The organism is Kitasatospora sp. NPDC048407, assembly GCF_043200475.1.
In the GTDB taxonomy this organism is placed as follows: Bacteria; Actinomycetota; Actinomycetes; order Streptomycetales; family Streptomycetaceae; genus Kitasatospora.
In genome coordinates this window covers 21,778-38,310 of record NZ_JBICXW010000003.1, presented here as the reverse complement: position 1 = coordinate 38,310, position 16,533 = coordinate 21,778, and the positions used below count along the sequence as shown (strand labels likewise).

Sequence of the window (16,533 nt, the reverse complement as noted above, 5' to 3'; positions counted from 1 at the left end):
GTCCCGACCGCTCAGCCTCCGCCGAGCAGGTCCTCGACCCGGGCCTCCCCCTCACGGTACCTGCGGGTGATCTCCGCCCCGCAGTCGTCCGCGGTGCGCTGCAGCGCCTGGCGGCGGCCGGACACCTCGCGCTCGTGCTCGGCCAGCCGTTCGACGGCGGACAGCAGGTCGGCGGTGGCGTGCGCGCCGAGGTCGGCCAGTTGGACGTCGCCCATCAGGGCGTCCGCCTCCAGCCGGTAGCGCTCGCCGCGGGGCGGGCCGAGGGTCAGGTGCCGGGCCGGGCGGCGGGTCGCGGACGGGGCGTCCGCCAGGATCGCGGGCAGCCGGTCGAGCAGCGCGCACTGCGCCTCGCTGGCGCCGGCCAACGGGATCTCCCGGCGCTGGAGTTCGGCCCGCAGGATGTCCATCCGGCCGTGCAGCAGGCGGCGCAGGTACGACAGGTCGGCCTCCTGCTCCAGGGCGTCCCGGCGCAGCACCCGCAGTTCCTCCAGGGCCAGGCCGGCCAGCCCGTCGAGCGCGCTCACGTCCATCAATCCGACCACCTGCCGTAGTACCTGTGCCCGCCGATCGCACGGCCGCCCGCCACTCAGGGTTCCCCCCGGCGGGCGATGCCACTCGTGCGGGTGACGCGGTTCGCCGGGACGACGGACGCCCCCTCGGGGCCCGGATGGCTCCGGGCCGTCGGACAGCGTGCCACCCCGGGCCCCGGCGCCGCACGCCCGTGTACCCGGATGGCCCCCTGGCGAACACCCCTGGCTAGTACGAAGAATTCGCGCCATGGGTTCACCTGCACCGATCGGGGCGCATCACGTGCGACCCCGGCGTGCAACCGGAGGGTGCGCGCCCCCGGTACGGACGTGCGGGCACAATGGCGGCATGCGAGCAGTGGTGCAGCGGGTCGCCGAGGCGGCCGTGACGGTGGACGGCGAGACGGTCGGCGCGATCGAGGGGCCGGGCCTGTGCGTCCTGGTCGGCGCCACCCACGAGGACACTCCGGCGCAGGCCGCCCAACTGGCCCGCAAGCTGTGGACGCTGCGGCTGTTCCCCGGCAGCCCCGAACAGTCCTGCTCGGAACTCGGCGCCCCGCTGCTGGTGATCAGCCAGTTCACCCTGTACGGGGACGCCCGCAAGGGCCGCCGCCCCACCTGGAACGCCGCCGCCCCCGGCCCGGTTGCCGAACCGCTGGTGGACGCCGTGGTCGCCGAGCTCCGCGCCCTGGGCGCGAAGGTGGAGACCGGGCGGTTCGGCACCGACATGAAGGTGTCGCTGGTGAACGACGGGCCGTTCACCGTCCTGCTGGAGGTCTGAGAACCGGTCAGGCCGGGACGATCACGTCCTGGCTGCCGGGCACGCCGTCGGCCAGCAGCACCGCGTCGACCGGGGTGTTGCGCTTGACCAGGGCCAGCGCGACCGGGCCGAGCTCGTGGTGGCGGGCCGAGGAGGTGACGAAGCCGACCGGACGGTCCTGGCCCTCGACGCGGACCTCGGCGCCGTGCCCGGGCAGCTTCTCCTCGGTGCCGTCCAGGTGCAGGAAGACCAGCCGGCGCGGCGGGCGGCCCAGGTTGTGCACCCGGGCGACCGTCTCCTGGCCGCGGTAGCAGCCCTTGTTCAGGTGCACCGCGCTGCCCAGCCAGTCCACCTCGTGCGGGATGGTCCGGTGGTCGGTCTCGAAGCCCAGGCGCGGCCGGTGCCCCTCGATCCGCAGCGCCTCGTACGCCCACACGCCCGCGGCCGGGCCGAACCCGGCGACGGCCTCGGCGAGTTCGGCGCGCGGGACGAACAGGTCGCGGCCCCACGGGAGTTCGCGCACCGCGGCGGCCCGGTCGGCGGGGGCGGTGGAGCCGGCCGGCAGGAACACCACGGCGTAGTCGGCGGTGGCGTCGGTGACCTCGGCCCGGTTCCAGAACTTCATCGACTCCAGGTACTTCACCAGCGCGGGCGCGGTGCCCGGCTCGACGTGGATCCAGGTGGTGGAGCCGTCGTCGACCAGGTAGAGGGCGTGCTCGACGTGCCCGTGCGGGGACAGCACCAGCGCCTCGGTGGCCTGCTGCGGCGGCAGTTCGCTGACGTGCTGGGTGAGCAGCAGGTGCAGCCAGCTCAGCCGGTCCGGGCCGGTCACGGTGATCACGCCGCGGTGCGACAGGTCCGTGAAGCCGCGCCCGGCGGCCAGTTCGCGCTGCTCGCGGAACAGGTTGCCGTAGTGGGCGGCGACCCCTTCGTCGGGACCTTCGGCGGCGACGGCGCCGGGCAGCGCAAGCAGCGGGCTCTTCATACCGGCCAGCCTAAAGCCTCGCCGTTACGACCGGCCGTCCTCCAGCTTCGCGGTGCAGTCCGCGCAGCGGCCGAAGATGGCGAAGTGCTTCAGGTCGGTGTCGAAGCCGTGCTCGGTGCGCAGGCTGTCGATCAGCGGCGCGGCGATCGCGGTGTCGGTCTCGGTGACCTGGTCGCAGTCCCGGCAGACCAGGTGGAGGTGGGTGTGCCGGCCCGCCAGGTGGTAGGTGGGCGCGCCGTGCCCGAGGTGGGCGTGCGAGACCAGGCCGAGCTCCTCCAGGAGCTCCAGCGTCCGGTACACGGTGGAGATGTTGACGCCGCTGGCGGTGCGGCGGACCTGCGCCAGGATCTCGTCCGGGGTGGCGTGGTCGAGCACGTCGACGGCCTCCAGCACCAGCTGGCGCTGCGGGGTCAACCGGTAGCCGCGCTCGCGCAGGTCGGCCTTCCAGTCGGTGGTGTCGGTGTTCGCCACGGTGTCCCTGCCCGTTGAGAGGTCGTGCCGACCAGTGTAGGGACCGACCGCCGGGTCGGTCCCCCACTCGTCCACGCCGGTCCGCTCAGCGGAAGAACGCGATCCCGTCGTCCGGGAGGTCGTTGACGTCCTTGATCAGCTGCGCCGGGTTGAGCACCTTCTTCAGCTGCGCCGACATGTACGGCCGGAGCGGCACCTCGGGGGCGGCCTTCTCGCCGACCCACAGCAGCTCGTCCTTGACCAGGCCGAACAGGCGCTTGCCGCCGCTGTACGGGGCCGCGCCCTCGATCCGGGCGACCGCGTCGGTGGCCAGGTCGATCTGCGGCTTGCCGTCGTGCAGCTTGCCGTACCAGATCTCCACAGTGCCGTCGTCGCGCACCGAGGAGACCTCGATCTCGCGCTCGCCGCTGGTCCCGTGCTGGTTGCTGGTGACGCGCCAGAACGCGTGCTCCATCTCCAGCGGGCGGACCTTCTCGCCCTGCTCGTCCAGCACCCAGGTGCGGGAACGGAACTCCAGGAAGGGTCGTCCGTCGTGACGGAAGACGATCTCCTGGCCGAAGTTGCACTTCTCGCTGCCGGGGAAGTCATGCACACCCGCGCCCTCCCAGGTACCGAGGAGGAAGGCGAGCGGGACGACGTCCCGGTGGAGGTCGGAAGGAATCTCGATCATGATCCTGGCTGCTGTCGTCGGGCGGTTACCGGCTCAACCGTACGGCAGTGCTCAGCGCTGGCCCTGGTAGAGCTTCATGACCGAGAAGATGGCGAACCAGGTGATCAGCACGGCCACCAGAACCAGGACACTTTCGAAGAAGATCTCAAGACCGGACACGGTGTGCTCCCAGGGGCGGGTTCGACGGAGGAACGGGGCTTTCCACTACGGCCGGGAGTCTATCGGGCGGCCCCTGCGGCCGTAGTCTCTGGGGCATGTCGAAGAAGCTGGTCATCAAGGTCACCGCCGGTGCGGACGCGCCGGAGCGCTGCTCGCAGGCCTTCACCGTCGCCTCGGTCGCGGTCGCCAGCGGCGTGCCGGTCTCGCTCTGGCTCACCGGTGAGTCCTCGTGGTTCGCGCTGCCCGGCAAGGCCGCCGAGTTCGAACTGCCGCACGCCGCACCGCTGCCCGACCTGCTGGAGGCGATCCTCGCCGCCGGCACCGTCACCCTGTGCACCCAGTGCGCGGCGCGCCGGGACATCGGCCAGGCGGACGTCATCGAGGGCGTGCGGATCGCCGGCGCGCAGGTGTTCCTGTCCGAGGTGATGGCGGACGACGCCCAGGCGCTCGTCTACTGAGCGTCCGGGGGCTCCCGGTCCGGCCGGTCGCGGTCGTGGCCGGGCTGCTCCCAGTGCGGGTCGTCCCAGCGCGGGTCGTCCGCGCCCTCACCGCCCCACGGGTCCGTGGGCGGCTCGTGGTCCGGCCGGTCCCGGTCGTGGCCGCGCTGCTCCCAGCGCGGGTCCTCCCAGCGCGGGTCGTTCCACCAGTCGTCGTCCTTGTCGCGCTTGTTGGCGAGGACGGCGGCCAGTGGCGGTATCAGCATGGCGACCACGCACATGCCGATGGCGGCGCCGACCGAGAAGAAGCGCACCACGCCCCAGGCGAGGACGAACAGCCCAAGGCAGACGCCCATCATCACGAAGTAGCGCACATGCCGCCGGTGTGCCTGCACGCTTCCAGGGTAGGCCGAAGGCCCCGGCCGCCAGAAGACGACCGGGGCCCTCACCACGGTCGTCAGACCGCGATCGCGACCTCGGTGAACTCACCCTGGGTGGCGACCACCTGGCGGTCCACGGTGGCGCCGGGCACCAGGGCCCGCAGGGTCCACTTGCCCGGGCGGGCGAAGAACCGGAACTGCCCGGTCGCCGAGGTCGGCACCTCGGCGGTGAACTCGCCGTTCTCGTCAAGCAGCCGCACGTAGCCGTTGACCGGCTCCTCGTTGCGGGTCACCGAACCCTGGATGATCGTCTCGTTCGCCACGTCAACTCCTGCCAGGTCCGGGCCGCCGGCCTTCGCACCGCACATGTCTGTTCTCCCTCTTCCTTGCTTCGCGCGAGCCGGGGCTCAGTTGCCGAGCTCGATCGGCACGCCGACCAGGCTGCCGTACTCGGTCCACGAGCCGTCGTAGTTCTTGACGTTCTGCTGGCCGAGCAGCTCGTGCAGGACGAACCAGGTGAGCGCGGAGCGCTCGCCGATCCGGCAGTAGGCGATGGTGTCGGTGGCCAGGTCGACGCCCTCGGCCTCGTAGAGCGCCTTCAGCGCGTCATCGCTCTTGAAGGTGCCGTCGTCGTTGGCGTTCTTCGCCCACGGGATGTTCTTGGCGCTCGGCACGTGGCCGGGGCGCTGCGACTGCTCCTGCGGGAGGTGGGCCGGGGCGAGCAGCTTGCCGGAGAACTCGTCGGGCGAGCGGACGTCGACCAGGTTCAGGGTGCCGATCGCGTCGATCACGTCGTCGCGGAAGGCGCGGATCGAGGAATCGGCCGGCTGCGCGGTGTACTGGGTGGCGGCCCGCTCGGGCTGCTCGACGACCAGCTCGCGGGAGTCCAGCTCCCACTTCTTGCGGCCGCCGTCCAGCAGGCGGACGTCGCCGTGGCCGTACAGCTTGAAGTACCAGTAGGCGTAGGAGGCGAACCAGTTGTTGTTGCCGCCGTAGAGCACCACGGTGTCGTCGTTGGCGATGCCCTTGGCGGACAGCAGCGCCTCGAAGCCGGCCTGGTCGATGAAGTCGCGGCGGACCGGGTCCTGGAGGTCCTTCTTCCAGTCGATCCGGACCGCGTTGCGGATGTGGTTCTTGTCGTAGGCGGCGGTGTCTTCGTCCACCTCGACGATGACGACCTTCGGGTCGTCCAGGTGGGCCTGGACCCAGTCGGCATCGACCAGGACGTCGCTGCGGCTCATGTGCTGTTCTCCATCCGGGGGCGGTTGGCGGAAGGCTGCTGGAGGTTCTCCCGGGCCGCGTTGTCCGCACACCTGTCCGCATGCTGGGACGGCGTTAGGTGCGGCAGAGCCGGGGGAGTTGATCGTGAGGTGTGCTCGTCGTCCCCGACGCACCGGTGCGCAACTGCTACCGGTTTGCGGCGTCGGAACGGGGGCGGGCTTGCCGTGACTGGGGTCAGGACCGCCCGGTCAGCGCATTCGACAAAGGCAGCTCGACACGCGGCAGTGGTCTACCGCCCGCCGCTTTGTGAGGTCTGCCTGTCGCTTCATGACGACGATGCTAGGGACTCCGGAGGGGCGCTGTCATCATCGTGTCAAATAATGAGACCGGATCACTCGAATCCTGAGATTCACCGTCTTTCCGCCGTGCACGCACACACACCGGGGGGCCCGGACCCCCGCACGGGGGCCGGGCGAATCGGTGCTGCGAAGGATTTTTCCGGCGGCGCTGGACAGCGCGTCTCGCCCACCGGACAGGCACCGAGGAGCCTCAGTGCCCCAGCGACGTGCCGGGGGCGACCGTGAAGCGCAGCCGCACCCCGCCCGCCTCCGGGGTGGCCTCGGCCAGCGACAGGCCCTTGGGCAGGCCGGCCAGGTGGTACCGCTGAGGCTTCAGCCGGTCGCCCGCGACGCCCTTCAACACCGAAGCGGCGCCGGTCAGTTGGAGGTTGTCGACGACCAGGTCGTTGCCCTCGCTGCGCAGCTTGCCCTCGATCCCGCCACCGGGCACCGCGGCCTTCACCGTGCCGGGGCCGGCGTACTCCAGGCCGAGCAGGCCGCTGCCGTTCATGAACTTGGCGAGCTCCTTGTAGTCGACCACGCCCTGGCCGTCACCGCGCCCGACCGTCACGCCCCGGTAGGAGTCCGTGAACTTCACCTGGGACAGGCTGGCCCGGAACGAGTGCACCGTCACCTTCTCCTTGCCGTCGGTGACGGTCATTCCGTCCGAGGAGAGGCTGACCTGGTCGAGCTCACCGGCCACCGCGCTGGTCAGGAAAGGGATGTCGCCGATCTCGACGTCCGGCTTGCCGGTCAGCCAGCCGGAGGAGACCGCGGCATCGGCGGCCTGGTCCTCCGCGACCCCCACGGCCACCCGGTCGGCGGCGACCAGCAGGGCGCCCACGACCCCCAGGCCGATCAGCAACTTCACCGCGCCACGCATCGCTTCCCCCTGAAACGCTCCGGCCGGGCCGCTCCGTCGACGAACCGGCCCCGAAGACAGGACGATCGCACGGATGCCCGGGTTCCGGCGCGGTACTCGGGCAAATGCGCGCTCAGCCCCCGGCGAACGGCGGCAGCACCTCCACCGTGCCGCCCTCGGTCAGCGGCACCGCGGCGTGCTCCCGGGCGCCGACCGGATCGCCGTCCACCAGGAACGAGCACATGGTCAGCACCCGCAGCAGCTCCGGCCGCCCGGCGTGCGCGGCCCGCACCTCGGCCAGCGCCTCCGCCAGCGTGACGGCCAGGTACGGCTCCTCGGCCCGGCCCGCGGCGGACTTGGCTGCGGCCCAGTAGCGGACCGTCCCACTCACCCGCACAGGTGAATCCGGCGTGGGACGGGCATCGGCGGTCCCGGTCACGGCAACCCCTCTCGGTGGTCCTCGCCCGGTCGGCGGCCGGCCCGGTGCGGCCCCCATCATCGCCCCCGGCCCCCGCCGCCGGGCAAACCTCCCAGGTCATCACGGGGGCACAAGGTGTCGTACCTCACCCGTTCCGGAGCCGGTCGCGGGCCCGCGCGCCGCTCGAGCCACTCCCGGCCACGCGAGCGGTCGGCTATCCTCGATTCCGTAAGGGATCCGGGCAGAGTCGCCCCCGGGTCCTTTTGTGCTTTCAGGACGCCAGTAGGACGTTCTTGCGACCGGTGCCCCACCCGCACCGGCCGCCGGACCGGCCCCACCGCCGGGCGCACGACGACGTGTCGGCCGCCGGCGGACAGAGCGGAGGGTACGCCGATGGACGAGGCACCAGTGGGACGCCAGGGGTTGCGGGATCCCCGGCCGGCCACCGCCCCGTCCACCGCCGCACCCTCCGGACTGTCGGCGCTCCCCCGCCCTGTACCGCGTCCGCCGTTCCCCCCGGCGGCCGCGACCGCGACGACCCGGAAAGGGGACTAACCGGGTATGAGTTCACTGCTCCTGCTGACCAACGCCCTGCAACCCTCCGCCGAGGTGCTGCCCGCACTCGGACTGCTGCTGCACAGCGTCCGGGTGGCCCCCGCCGAGGGGTCCGCCCTGGTCGACACCCCGAGCGCCGACGTGATCCTGGTCGACGGGCGCCGCGACCTGCCGCAGATCCGCAGCCTGTGCCAGCTGCTGCGCTCCACCGGCATCGGCAGCCCGCTGATCCTGGTGGTCACCGAGGGCGGCCTGGCCGCCGTCACCGCCGAATGGGGCATCGACGACGTGCTGCTCGACACCGCCGGACCGGCCGAGGTCGAAGCCCGGCTGCGGCTCGCCCTCGGCCGCCTCCAGGTCGCCGTCGACGACTCCCCGATGGAGATCCGCAACGGCGAGCTGTCCGTCGACGAGGCCACTTACTCCGCCAAGCTCAAGGGGCGCGTCCTCGACCTCACCTTCAAGGAGTTCGAGCTGCTCAAGTACCTGGCCCAGCACCCCGGCCGGGTGTTCACCCGGGCCCAGCTGCTCCAGGAGGTGTGGGGCTACGACTACTTCGGCGGCACCCGCACCGTGGACGTCCACGTGCGCCGGCTGCGGGCCAAGCTCGGCGTCGAGAACGAGCAGTTGATCGGCACCGTGCGCAACGTCGGCTACCGCTTCGTGGTCCCCGAGCGGGCCGACAAGGGCACCGACCGGGCCGAGCCGAGCAGAGCCGCGGCACGCCGCGGACGCTGACCGGCCGTCGGACGGGCCGGGCGGCGGCACCCCTCGCCCGGCCCGCCCGGCTTGCCCGGATCGGTCCGATTCGGTCCGGAAAAGCGCCCCGTCCCACCGGGCAAGACCCCGGCGAGAGGCACCTGACCACACGCGTAGACTCCCCCCGTGGCCAAGGTGACGCGCGACGATGTAGCCCGACTGGCTGGGACCTCGACCGCGGTCGTCAGCTATGTGATCAACAACGGTCCCCGGCCGGTCGCCCCGGCCACCAGGGAAAAGGTGCTCGCCGCGATCGAGCAGCTCGGGTACCGCCCGAACTCCGTCGCCCAGGCGATGGCCTCCCGGCGCACCAACCTGATCGGCATGGTCGTCCCCGACGCCCGGCAGCCGTTCTTCGCGGAGATGGCGCACGCCGTGGAACGCGCCGCCTCCGAGCGCGGCAAGCTCGTGCTGATCGGCAACTCCGACTACGTCGACGACCGCGAGGTGCACTACGTCCGCGCCTTCCTCGGCATGCGGGTGTCCGGCCTGATCCTGGTCAGCCAGGGCCCTTCGCAGCGCGCCGCCGAGGAGTTCGCCGCCATGGAGGGCGCCAAGGTGGTGCTGCTGCACCGCCGCCCCGAGGCGATCGACGACGTCGCCGTGGTCACCGACGACGTCGGCGGCTCCGAACTGGTCGTCCGTCACCTGCTCGAAGTGCACGGTCACCCGTACGTGGCGTGCTTCGGCGGCCCGGTCGAATCGCCCGCCCCCGGCGACCCGGTCATCGACCACGTGGCCGGCTGGGAACTCGCCATGGCCGCGCACGGCCTGCCCACCGAGCCGCACCTGATCGACGCCCCGTTCCACCGCTACGGCGCCTACCAGGTCGCGCTCGAGCTGCTCGCCTCCGACCGGCGGCCGCCCGCGATCTTCTGCTCCACCGACGACCAGGCCATCGGCGTGCTGCGGGCCGCCCGCGAACTCGGCCTGAAGGTCGGCGAGGACCTCGCGGTGGCCGGCTTCGACGACATCCCCGAGGCCGGGTTCGCCGACCCGCCGCTCACCACCGTCGCCTCCGACCGGGACGCGATGGCCCGGGCCGCCGTCGACCTGGTCCTCGACGACTCGCTGATGGTGCCCGGCAGCGACACCGAACGGGTCCGCAAGTTCCCGTCCCGGCTGGTCGTGCGGCGTTCCTGCGGCTGCTCCGGCGAAACCGACTGACCTCCGGCCTGACCAGGCTTTATGAGAAGCTGACGCGCTTCTCGGGGAACTCGTACCGCCCTCTCATCGAACGTTCATGAAACGGGCGGAACGTCATCTCCATGAGCGACCAGTACCGCAGCACCCACGAGCCCCACCCCCAGGACGGCGGCGCGGGCTGGCTCCCGCCGACGCCGCCCGCCTTCCACGGCCCCGAAGGCCCCGAACTGCCGCCGCCCCCGCACGGCCACCGTGCCCGGCGCGGCCTGCTGAAGAGCCGCGTCGCGCTGGCCACCGCCGTCGCCGCGGTGGCGGCCCTGCTCGGTGGCGTCACCGGCGGCGCCCTGGTGAACGAGCGGAACGGCTCCGGCAGCGCCACTGCGAGCGCCCTGGTCCGCCCGGTGGCGGCCAACGCCGACGGCAGCGCCAACGTGTCGGCGATCGCCGCCGCGCTCTCCCCCGCCGTCGTGCAGATCACCGTCAAGACCGGCAACGGCACCGCGACCGGCACCGGCGTGATCCTCACCGCCGACGGGCAGATCCTCACCAACTACCACGTCATCTCCGGCGCGGTGAACGGCGGCCGGGCCACCGTCACCTTCCACGACGGCCGGACCGCCTCCGCCACCGTCACCGGCACCGACAAGTCCCTGGACACCGCCGTCATCACCGCGTCCGGCGTCAGCGGCCTGACCACCGCCGTGCTCGGCGACTCCGACGCCACCGCCGTCGGCGACCCCGTGGTCGCCATCGGCAACCCCGAGGGCCTCACCGGCACCGTCACCTCCGGCATCATTTCCGCCAAGAACCGCCCCGTCACCGTCCAGGTCGACGAGGGCACCACCAGCGGAAACGGCGGCTTCGGCCTCCCCAACCTGCCCGGCCTGCGCGGCTCCACCGGCGCCACCGGCTCCGAGACCGCCACCTACCAGGCGCTGCAGACCGACGCCGCCCTCAACCCCGGCAACTCCGGCGGACCGCTGATCAACGCCGCCGGCCAGGTCATCGGCCTCAACTCGGCCATGTACGCCGCGAGCGGCTCCGGCTCCACCGGCGGTACCGAGGCCGGCAGCGTCGGACTCGGCTTCGCCATCCCGATCAACAGCGTCAAGCAGGTGCTGCCGCAGCTCCAGGCCGGCAAGAACCTCTGACACCCGCCGGTTCCGTCTCCCAGCGACGGACAATGGCCACGACCGCACCGGACTCAGAAAGGGCCCCGCGCCGATGACTCCCCCCGCCGACGACCGCACCCCTGCCGAGGCCCCGGGCGGCGGCGCCCGCGTCCTCGTGGTCGACGACGAACCCGCCCTGCGCGACGCGCTGGAATCCAGCCTCGCCTTCGAGGGCTACCACGTCACCACCGCCACCGACGGCTACGAGGCCCTCACCGCCGTCGACCGCGAACACCCCGACCTCGTCCTGCTCGACATCATGATGCCCCGCATGGACGGCCTCACCGCCGTCCGCCGGATGCGCTCGCGCGGCGACACCGTCCCCGTCCTGATGCTCACCGCGCGGGACGCCGTCGGCGACCGCGTCACCGGACTCGACGTCGGCGCCGACGACTACCTCGCCAAGCCCTTCGAACTCGACGAACTCCTCGCCCGGGTCCGCGCCCTGCTCCGCCGCAACGCACTCGCCACCGAGGCCGCCGCCCGCACCGCCGCCGACGAGGACGGCGGCGAGGTGCTCGCCTTCGCCGACCTGCGGATGAACACCGCGACCCGCGAAGTCACCCGGGCCGGCACCACCATCGAGCTCACCCGCACCGAATTCATGCTGCTGGAGATGTTCCTCTCCCACCCGCGCCAGGTGCTCACCCGCGAACAGATCCTCAAGGCCGTCTGGGGCTTCGACTTCGAGCCCTCCTCCAACTCCCTCGACGTCTACGTCATGTACCTCCGCCGCAAGACCGAACAGCACGCCATGCCCCGCATCATCCAGACCGTCCGCGGCGTCGGCTACGCGCTGCGCACCGCCACCAGCGGCGCTGCGGCGTGAAACTGATCGGCCGGTTCACGGGGTGGTTCCGCAGCAGGTCGCTGCGGAGCCGACTGGCCATGCTCACGGCTGCCGCGGTGGCGGTGGCCATCGCGGTGGTCAGCTTGGCGAGTTGGCTGCTGGTCCGCGAGCGGCTCTACCAGGAGCTGCACGACACCCTCTCCGCCGCCCCCAGGAGCCCGGTGGCGCCGCCCGACCGGGGGCAGCTGCACTGCGGCGCGACCCCGGCCGAGGCGCTGGCGAACGTCCCCCCGGGGGGCAGTGGCCGGCTCGGCCCGCAGAAGTACGACTTCCAGTACGTGCTGCCCGACGGCACCATCTGCCTGACCGGCGACGCCACCCGGGCCATCCAGGTGGCGCCCGGCGACAGCGCACCGCTGCCCCGGAACACCACGGTCTACCGCACCGGCCACTACGTGGACAGCGACGAGCACGCGCAGGTGCGGCGCACCAACAGTGCCGTCCTGCTGCCGAACGGCATCCTGCAGCCCGCCGTCCTGCTGACCGCCCTGCCGACCCAGGGAGTGCAGAACTCGCTCAGCTCTCTCGCCCTGCTGATGACCGGCGTCGCCGGCCTCGGCGTCCTCGGCGCGGGCGTCGCCGGGCGGGTGGTGGCCCGGTCCGCGCTCAAGCCCGTCGACCAACTGACCGGCGCCGTCGAGCACATCGCGCGCACCGAAGAAGTCGGCACCACCATCCCCGTCAACGGCAGCGACGAGATCGCCCGGCTCTCCACTTCCTTCAACTCGATGTCCACCGCGCTCGCCAACTCCCGGGAGCGGCAGACCCGCCTGATCGCCGACGCCGGGCACGAGCTCCGCACGCCCCTCACCTCCCTGCGCACCAACGTGGACCTGCTGATCCGGTCCGACGCCCAGGGCCGGGCGCTGCCGCCGGAGACGCGGGCCCGGATGCTGGGCAACATGAAGGCGCAGATGCAGGAACTCACCGTGCTGATCGGCGACCTGCTGCAGCTCTCCCGCCCGGACACCCCGAACCCGGAGGCGGTGCGCACCGTGGTGCCGTTCCACGAGACGGTGGAGCGGGCGCTGGAGCGCGGGCGGCTGCGCGGCCCGGCGCTGACCTTCGTCACCGAGGTCAACCCCTGGTACGTACACGGCGATCCGGCCGCACTCGAACGGGCCGTGATCAACCTGCTGGACAACGCGGTGAAGTACTCGCCGCCGTCCGGCACCGTCGAAGTACGCCTGCGCGCGGGCCGGTTGACGGTCCGCGACCACGGCCCGGGCATCCCGGCCGAGGAGCTGCCGTTCGTCTTCGACCGGTTCTGGCGTTCCCCGTCCTCCCGCCAACTGCCGGGCTCGGGCCTGGGGTTGTCGATCGTCGCGCAGACCGTCCGGGACGCCGGCGGCCAGGTCTCGCTGGGGCCGGCGGCGGACGGCGGCCCGGGGACGCAGGCGGTGATGGTGCTGCCGGGGCAGCCGGACGACCCGCGCTGAGCACGGCGAAGGGCGGAGCACCGGAGTGCCCCGCCCTTCGCCGTGACTGGTTCGTCAGCCGGTCTGGCCGACCGCGATGACCTTGATCCGGTTCTGGGCCGGCGGGGCGATCGGGGCGGTGGCGGTGCTGTGGCCGGACAGGTACGCGTTGAAGACGTCCAGGTCCGAGGCGCCGACGAGCTTGTCGGTGCCGGCCGCGAAGGCCGGGAAGCCGTCGCCGCCGCCGGCCAGGAACTCGTTGGCGGCGACCCGGTACTTGGCGTTCGGGTCGACGGGGGCGCCGTTCAGGCGGACCGAGTCGAGGACCACGCGGTCCGCGCCGGCCTTGTTCAGGTCGAGCGTGTAGGCGAGGTTGCCGGAGATCTGCAGGATCTTCGGGGAGGCCGCGTTGGAGCCGGAGACCTGCTGCTGCAGGACCTGGATCAGCTGGGCGCCGGTGAGGGTCTTGATCTGCATCATGTTGGTGAACGGCTGGACGGTGAACGCCTCGCCGTAGGTCACCACGCCGTCGCCCTCGCTGCCGGACGCCTTGTAGACCAGGTCCGAGCGGATGCCGCCGGGGTTCATGAACGCGACCTGCGCGCCCCCCTTGTCGGCGGGCGCGAGACCGGCGAGCTGCGCGTCGGCGATCAGGTCACCGAGCGGCTTCTCAAGGTCGGTCGAGCCGCGGCCGTTGATGTCGCTGCTGATGTAGCCGACGGCCCGGTTGGCGATCGGCGCGGACAGCTGCCGGTACCGGTCGATCAGGGTGGTCATGTCCGGCGCCTTGGGGACGTCGCGGCGCACGATGTGGTTGGTCGCGGTCACCGACGGGCGGACGATGCTGCCGGTGCGCTTGTCCAGCTTGAGGTCGATCTCGGTGTACAGGCGGCCGAACGAGGCGGCGCTGGTGACCGAGCGGGGCACGCCGTTCGGGTCCGGGATCATGCAGGCGTACGAGTTGTGGGTGTGGCCGGTGACGATCGCGCCGACCGCCGGGTCGAGGCGCTTGGCGATGTCCACGATCGGGCCGGAGATGCCCGAGCCGCCCGAGCCGCAGTCGTAGTTGTAGACGCTGCTGGCCGGCAGGCCGCCCTCGTGGATCAGCGCGACCACCGAGTTGACGCCCTGGCGCTTCAGCTCGGCGGTGTACTTGTTGATCGTCTCGACCTCGTTGCCGAACTTGAGGCCCTGCACGCCGGACGCGGTGACGATGTTCGGGGTGCCCTCCAGGGTCACGCCGATGAAACCGACCTTCACGCCGCGGACGTTCTTCACCCAGTACGGCTTGAGCAGCTGCTTGCCGGTCTTCTCGTTGGTGACGTTGGCCGCCAGGTACGGGAACTCGGCGCCCTCGAAGGTGCGGCCCGGCTCGTAGCAGCCGTCGGTCGGGTGGCAGCCGCCGTCCTGCATGCGCTTCAGCTCGGCCGAGCCCTCGTCGAACTCGTGGTTGCCCACCGAGGTGACGTCGAGGCCGATCTGGTTCATCGCCTCGATGGTCGGCTCGTCGTGGAACAGGCCGGAGATCAGCGGGCTGGCGCCGATGATGTCGCCGGCCGCGACGGTCACGCTGTTCGGGTGGCCCTCGCGGGCGTTGCGCAGCGCGGTGGCCAGGTACTCGACTCCGCCGGCGGGGGTGGCGACGGTCTTGCCGGTGGTCGCGTCGATCTCGTTGATGGTGCCGGACGAGCCCGCCGGCGGCTCCAGGTTGCCGTGCAGGTCGTTGATGGCGAGGAGCTGCAGGTCCTCGAGCTTCGGCTTGCCCTGGCCGTTGGCCTCGGCGGTGGCCGGCAGGGCCATCGAGCCGAAGAGGGCAACAGTCGCGGCGACCGCGAGCGCGGTCCTGCGGCGGCCGGTCGAACCGGAAATGGGCATGAGGGTCCCCTGCACCGTCGGGGCCGCGACGGACGGCGGCCTGGCGTTGTATCGGGGAGCAGCCTAGGGTCCACGCGCGTAGCTGTCAGGAACCCTGGGGTAACGAGCTGGTATCCGAAGCCTGACGAGTTTTCCGCTGACGCCTGCTCAGCCCGCCTGCGGAGGTCAGATCCTGGGCTGGGCGGCCAGCTGCTGCTCGGCCCGTTCCCGCTCCTCCATCGCGTCCTCGGTCATCGCGCGGTCGGTGTACACCAGCGGGCGCTCGGCCTCGGTGATGATGTGCTTGACCACCTGCACATTGCCGTTGACGTCCCACACCGCGATGCCCGGCGACAGCGTCGGAATGATCTCCACCGCCCAGCGCGGCAGGCCCAGCACCCGGCCGGTGGCTCTGGCCTCCTCCGCCTTCTGCATGTAGATGGTGCGGGTGGACGCCATCTTCAGGATCGCCGACGCCTCCTTCGCCGCCGCCCCGTCCACCACGTCCGACAGGTGGTGCACCACGGCCACGAAGGACAGGCCCAGCCGGCGTCCGAACTTCAGCAGCCGCTGGAACAGCTGCGCCACGAACGGGCTGTTGATGATGTGCCAGGCCTCCTCGACCAGGAAGATCCGCTTCACCCGGTCCGGCCGCAGCCAGGTGTGCTCCAGCCACACCCCGACGATCGCCATCAGGATCGGCATCGCGATCGAGTTCCGGTCGATGTGCGACAGGTCGAAGACGATCAGCGGCGCGTCCAGGTCGATGCCCGCCGAGGTCGGGCCGTCGAACATTCCGCGCAGGTCACCGTCGACCAGCCGGTCCAGCACCAGCGCCACGTCCAGGCCCCAGGACTGCACCTCGCCGACCTCGACGCCCAGCGACTCCACCGCCGACAGGTCGGGGCTGCGCAGCGTGTCGATGATGTCGTTCAGCACCGGCTGACGGTCCTTCACCGTGGCGTGCACGTGCGCGTGCGCGGCCTTCAGCGCGAAACCGGCCCGCTCCTCCAGCGGACGCGCCATCGCCACCTCGATGATGGTGCGCAGCAGCGACAGCTGACCGGTGGTGGTGATCGCCGGATCCAGCGGGTTCAGCTTCACCCCGCCGTCCCGAGCCGCCATCGGGTCGAGCCGGATGGACTTTATCCCCAGCGCGTTGGCGATCAGGTTCCATTCGCCGACGCCGTCCTCGCCCTGCGCGTCCAGCACCACCACCTGGCGGTCGCGGAACCTCAACTGCCGCAGTACGTACGTCTTCTCCAGCGCGGACTTGCCGTTGCCGGACTCCCCCAGCACCAGCCAGTGCGGGGCCGGCAGCTGCTGGCCGTACAGCTGGAACGGGTCGTAGACGTAACCCTTGCCGCTGTACACCTCGCGGCCGATGATCACCCCGGAGTCGCCCAGGCCGGGCGCCGCCGTCGGCAGGTACACCGCCTGTGCCTGGCCGCTGGAGGTGCGCACCGGCAGCCGGGTGGTCTCCACCTTGCCGAACAGGGCGCTGGCGAAGGCGTCGGTGAGATTGCCGAGCATGTGCGGGCCTCCGAGAGG

General features: G+C 71.7%; 17 protein-coding genes and 1 pseudogene. 7 read left to right on the top strand and 11 right to left on the bottom strand.

What is annotated here, in order from left to right:
- Positions 1–11 precede the first annotated feature (11 nt).
- Positions 12–530, bottom strand: coding sequence for an ABC transporter substrate-binding protein (locus ACGFWJ_RS08275; RefSeq protein WP_392946583.1), 519 nt, complete (start codon positions 528–530; stop codon positions 12–14).
- 346 nt (positions 531–876) lie between these two features.
- Here ACGFWJ_RS08275 and dtd point away from each other — a divergent pair, with 346 nt between their 5' ends.
- Positions 877–1,308 (top strand): D-aminoacyl-tRNA deacylase, encoded by a 432-nt coding sequence (gene dtd, locus ACGFWJ_RS08270; RefSeq protein ID WP_392946580.1) that lies wholly within the window; start codon positions 877–879, stop codon positions 1,306–1,308.
- Positions 1,309–1,315: 7 nt separating this feature from the next.
- On the opposite strand, the gene ACGFWJ_RS08265 is transcribed toward dtd, so the two are convergent.
- The 3 genes from ACGFWJ_RS08265 to ACGFWJ_RS08255 form a co-directional block, all read right to left on the bottom strand.
- The gene (locus ACGFWJ_RS08265) at positions 1,316–2,272 is read right to left on the bottom strand and encodes a YgfZ/GcvT domain-containing protein (RefSeq protein WP_392946578.1); all 957 of its coding nucleotides are present in this window, start codon (positions 2,270–2,272) and stop codon (positions 1,316–1,318) included.
- A 24-nt stretch (positions 2,273–2,296) separates the two neighbouring features.
- On the bottom strand, positions 2,297–2,743 hold the full coding sequence (locus tag ACGFWJ_RS08260) for a Fur family transcriptional regulator (protein ID WP_387638729.1): 447 nt from the start codon (positions 2,741–2,743) through the stop codon (positions 2,297–2,299).
- An 85-nt stretch (positions 2,744–2,828) separates the two neighbouring features.
- Positions 2,829–3,413, bottom strand: a complete 585-nt coding sequence (locus ACGFWJ_RS08255) for an FABP family protein (RefSeq protein WP_043915577.1) — start codon at positions 3,411–3,413, stop codon at positions 2,829–2,831.
- Positions 3,414–3,667: 254 nt separating this feature from the next.
- Here ACGFWJ_RS08255 and ACGFWJ_RS08250 point away from each other — a divergent pair, with 254 nt between their 5' ends.
- Positions 3,668–4,030 (top strand): DsrE family protein, encoded by a 363-nt coding sequence (locus ACGFWJ_RS08250; RefSeq protein ID WP_392946574.1) that lies wholly within the window; start codon positions 3,668–3,670, stop codon positions 4,028–4,030.
- A gap of 122 nt (positions 4,031–4,152) precedes the next feature.
- On the opposite strand, the pseudogene ACGFWJ_RS08245 reads toward ACGFWJ_RS08250, so the two are convergent.
- The 5 genes and pseudogenes from ACGFWJ_RS08245 to ACGFWJ_RS08225 all read right to left on the bottom strand — a co-directional run.
- Positions 4,153–4,404, bottom strand: a pseudogene (locus tag ACGFWJ_RS08245) (DUF3099 domain-containing protein); the annotation flags it as partial.
- A 62-nt stretch (positions 4,405–4,466) separates the two neighbouring features.
- Positions 4,467–4,757 (bottom strand): DUF1416 domain-containing protein, encoded by a 291-nt coding sequence (locus tag ACGFWJ_RS08240; RefSeq protein WP_035864892.1) that lies wholly within the window; start codon positions 4,755–4,757, stop codon positions 4,467–4,469.
- Positions 4,758–4,796: 39 nt separating this feature from the next.
- The gene (locus ACGFWJ_RS08235) at positions 4,797–5,630 is read right to left on the bottom strand and encodes a sulfurtransferase (RefSeq protein ID WP_387638736.1); all 834 of its coding nucleotides are present in this window, start codon (positions 5,628–5,630) and stop codon (positions 4,797–4,799) included.
- 529 nt (positions 5,631–6,159) lie between these two features.
- On the bottom strand, positions 6,160–6,831 hold the full coding sequence (locus tag ACGFWJ_RS08230) for a DUF2993 domain-containing protein (RefSeq protein ID WP_392946569.1): 672 nt from the start codon (positions 6,829–6,831) through the stop codon (positions 6,160–6,162).
- A gap of 112 nt (positions 6,832–6,943) precedes the next feature.
- On the bottom strand, positions 6,944–7,201 hold the full coding sequence (locus ACGFWJ_RS08225) for a MoaD/ThiS family protein (protein ID WP_392946566.1): 258 nt from the start codon (positions 7,199–7,201) through the stop codon (positions 6,944–6,946).
- Between the two features lie 588 nt (positions 7,202–7,789).
- On the opposite strand from ACGFWJ_RS08225, the gene ACGFWJ_RS08220 reads away from it, so the two are divergent.
- The 5 genes from ACGFWJ_RS08220 to ACGFWJ_RS08200 all read left to right on the top strand — a co-directional run bounded on the left by ACGFWJ_RS08220 (position 7,790) and on the right by ACGFWJ_RS08200 (position 13,149).
- On the top strand, positions 7,790–8,521 hold the full coding sequence (locus ACGFWJ_RS08220; protein ID WP_387638744.1) for a response regulator transcription factor: 732 nt from the start codon (positions 7,790–7,792) through the stop codon (positions 8,519–8,521).
- 147 nt (positions 8,522–8,668) lie between these two features.
- Positions 8,669–9,709 (top strand): LacI family DNA-binding transcriptional regulator, encoded by a 1,041-nt coding sequence (locus ACGFWJ_RS08215; protein ID WP_392946562.1) that lies wholly within the window; start codon positions 8,669–8,671, stop codon positions 9,707–9,709.
- A gap of 101 nt (positions 9,710–9,810) precedes the next feature.
- On the top strand, positions 9,811–10,839 hold the full coding sequence (locus ACGFWJ_RS08210; RefSeq protein ID WP_392946559.1) for a S1C family serine protease: 1,029 nt from the start codon (positions 9,811–9,813) through the stop codon (positions 10,837–10,839).
- A gap of 73 nt (positions 10,840–10,912) precedes the next feature.
- Positions 10,913–11,689, top strand: coding sequence for a response regulator transcription factor (locus ACGFWJ_RS08205; protein WP_387638753.1), 777 nt, complete (start codon positions 10,913–10,915; stop codon positions 11,687–11,689).
- 59 nt (positions 11,690–11,748) lie between these two features.
- Positions 11,749–13,149 carry a sensor histidine kinase gene (locus ACGFWJ_RS08200; RefSeq protein ID WP_392946556.1) on the top strand — a complete coding sequence of 467 codons (1,401 nt, stop codon included), beginning with the start codon at positions 11,749–11,751 and terminating at the stop codon, positions 13,147–13,149.
- 54 nt (positions 13,150–13,203) lie between these two features.
- On the opposite strand, the gene ACGFWJ_RS08195 is transcribed toward ACGFWJ_RS08200, so the two are convergent.
- Both ACGFWJ_RS08195 and ACGFWJ_RS08190 read right to left on the bottom strand, forming a co-directional pair.
- Positions 13,204–15,003, bottom strand: coding sequence for a bifunctional metallophosphatase/5'-nucleotidase (locus ACGFWJ_RS08195; protein ID WP_392946553.1), 1,800 nt, complete (start codon positions 15,001–15,003; stop codon positions 13,204–13,206).
- Between the two features lie 165 nt (positions 15,004–15,168).
- Positions 15,169–16,515: an ATP-binding protein gene (locus ACGFWJ_RS08190; protein WP_387865869.1), complete on the bottom strand. Its 1,347-nt coding sequence runs from the start codon at positions 16,513–16,515 to the stop codon at positions 15,169–15,171.
- Between the last annotated feature and the right edge of the window lie 18 nt (positions 16,516–16,533).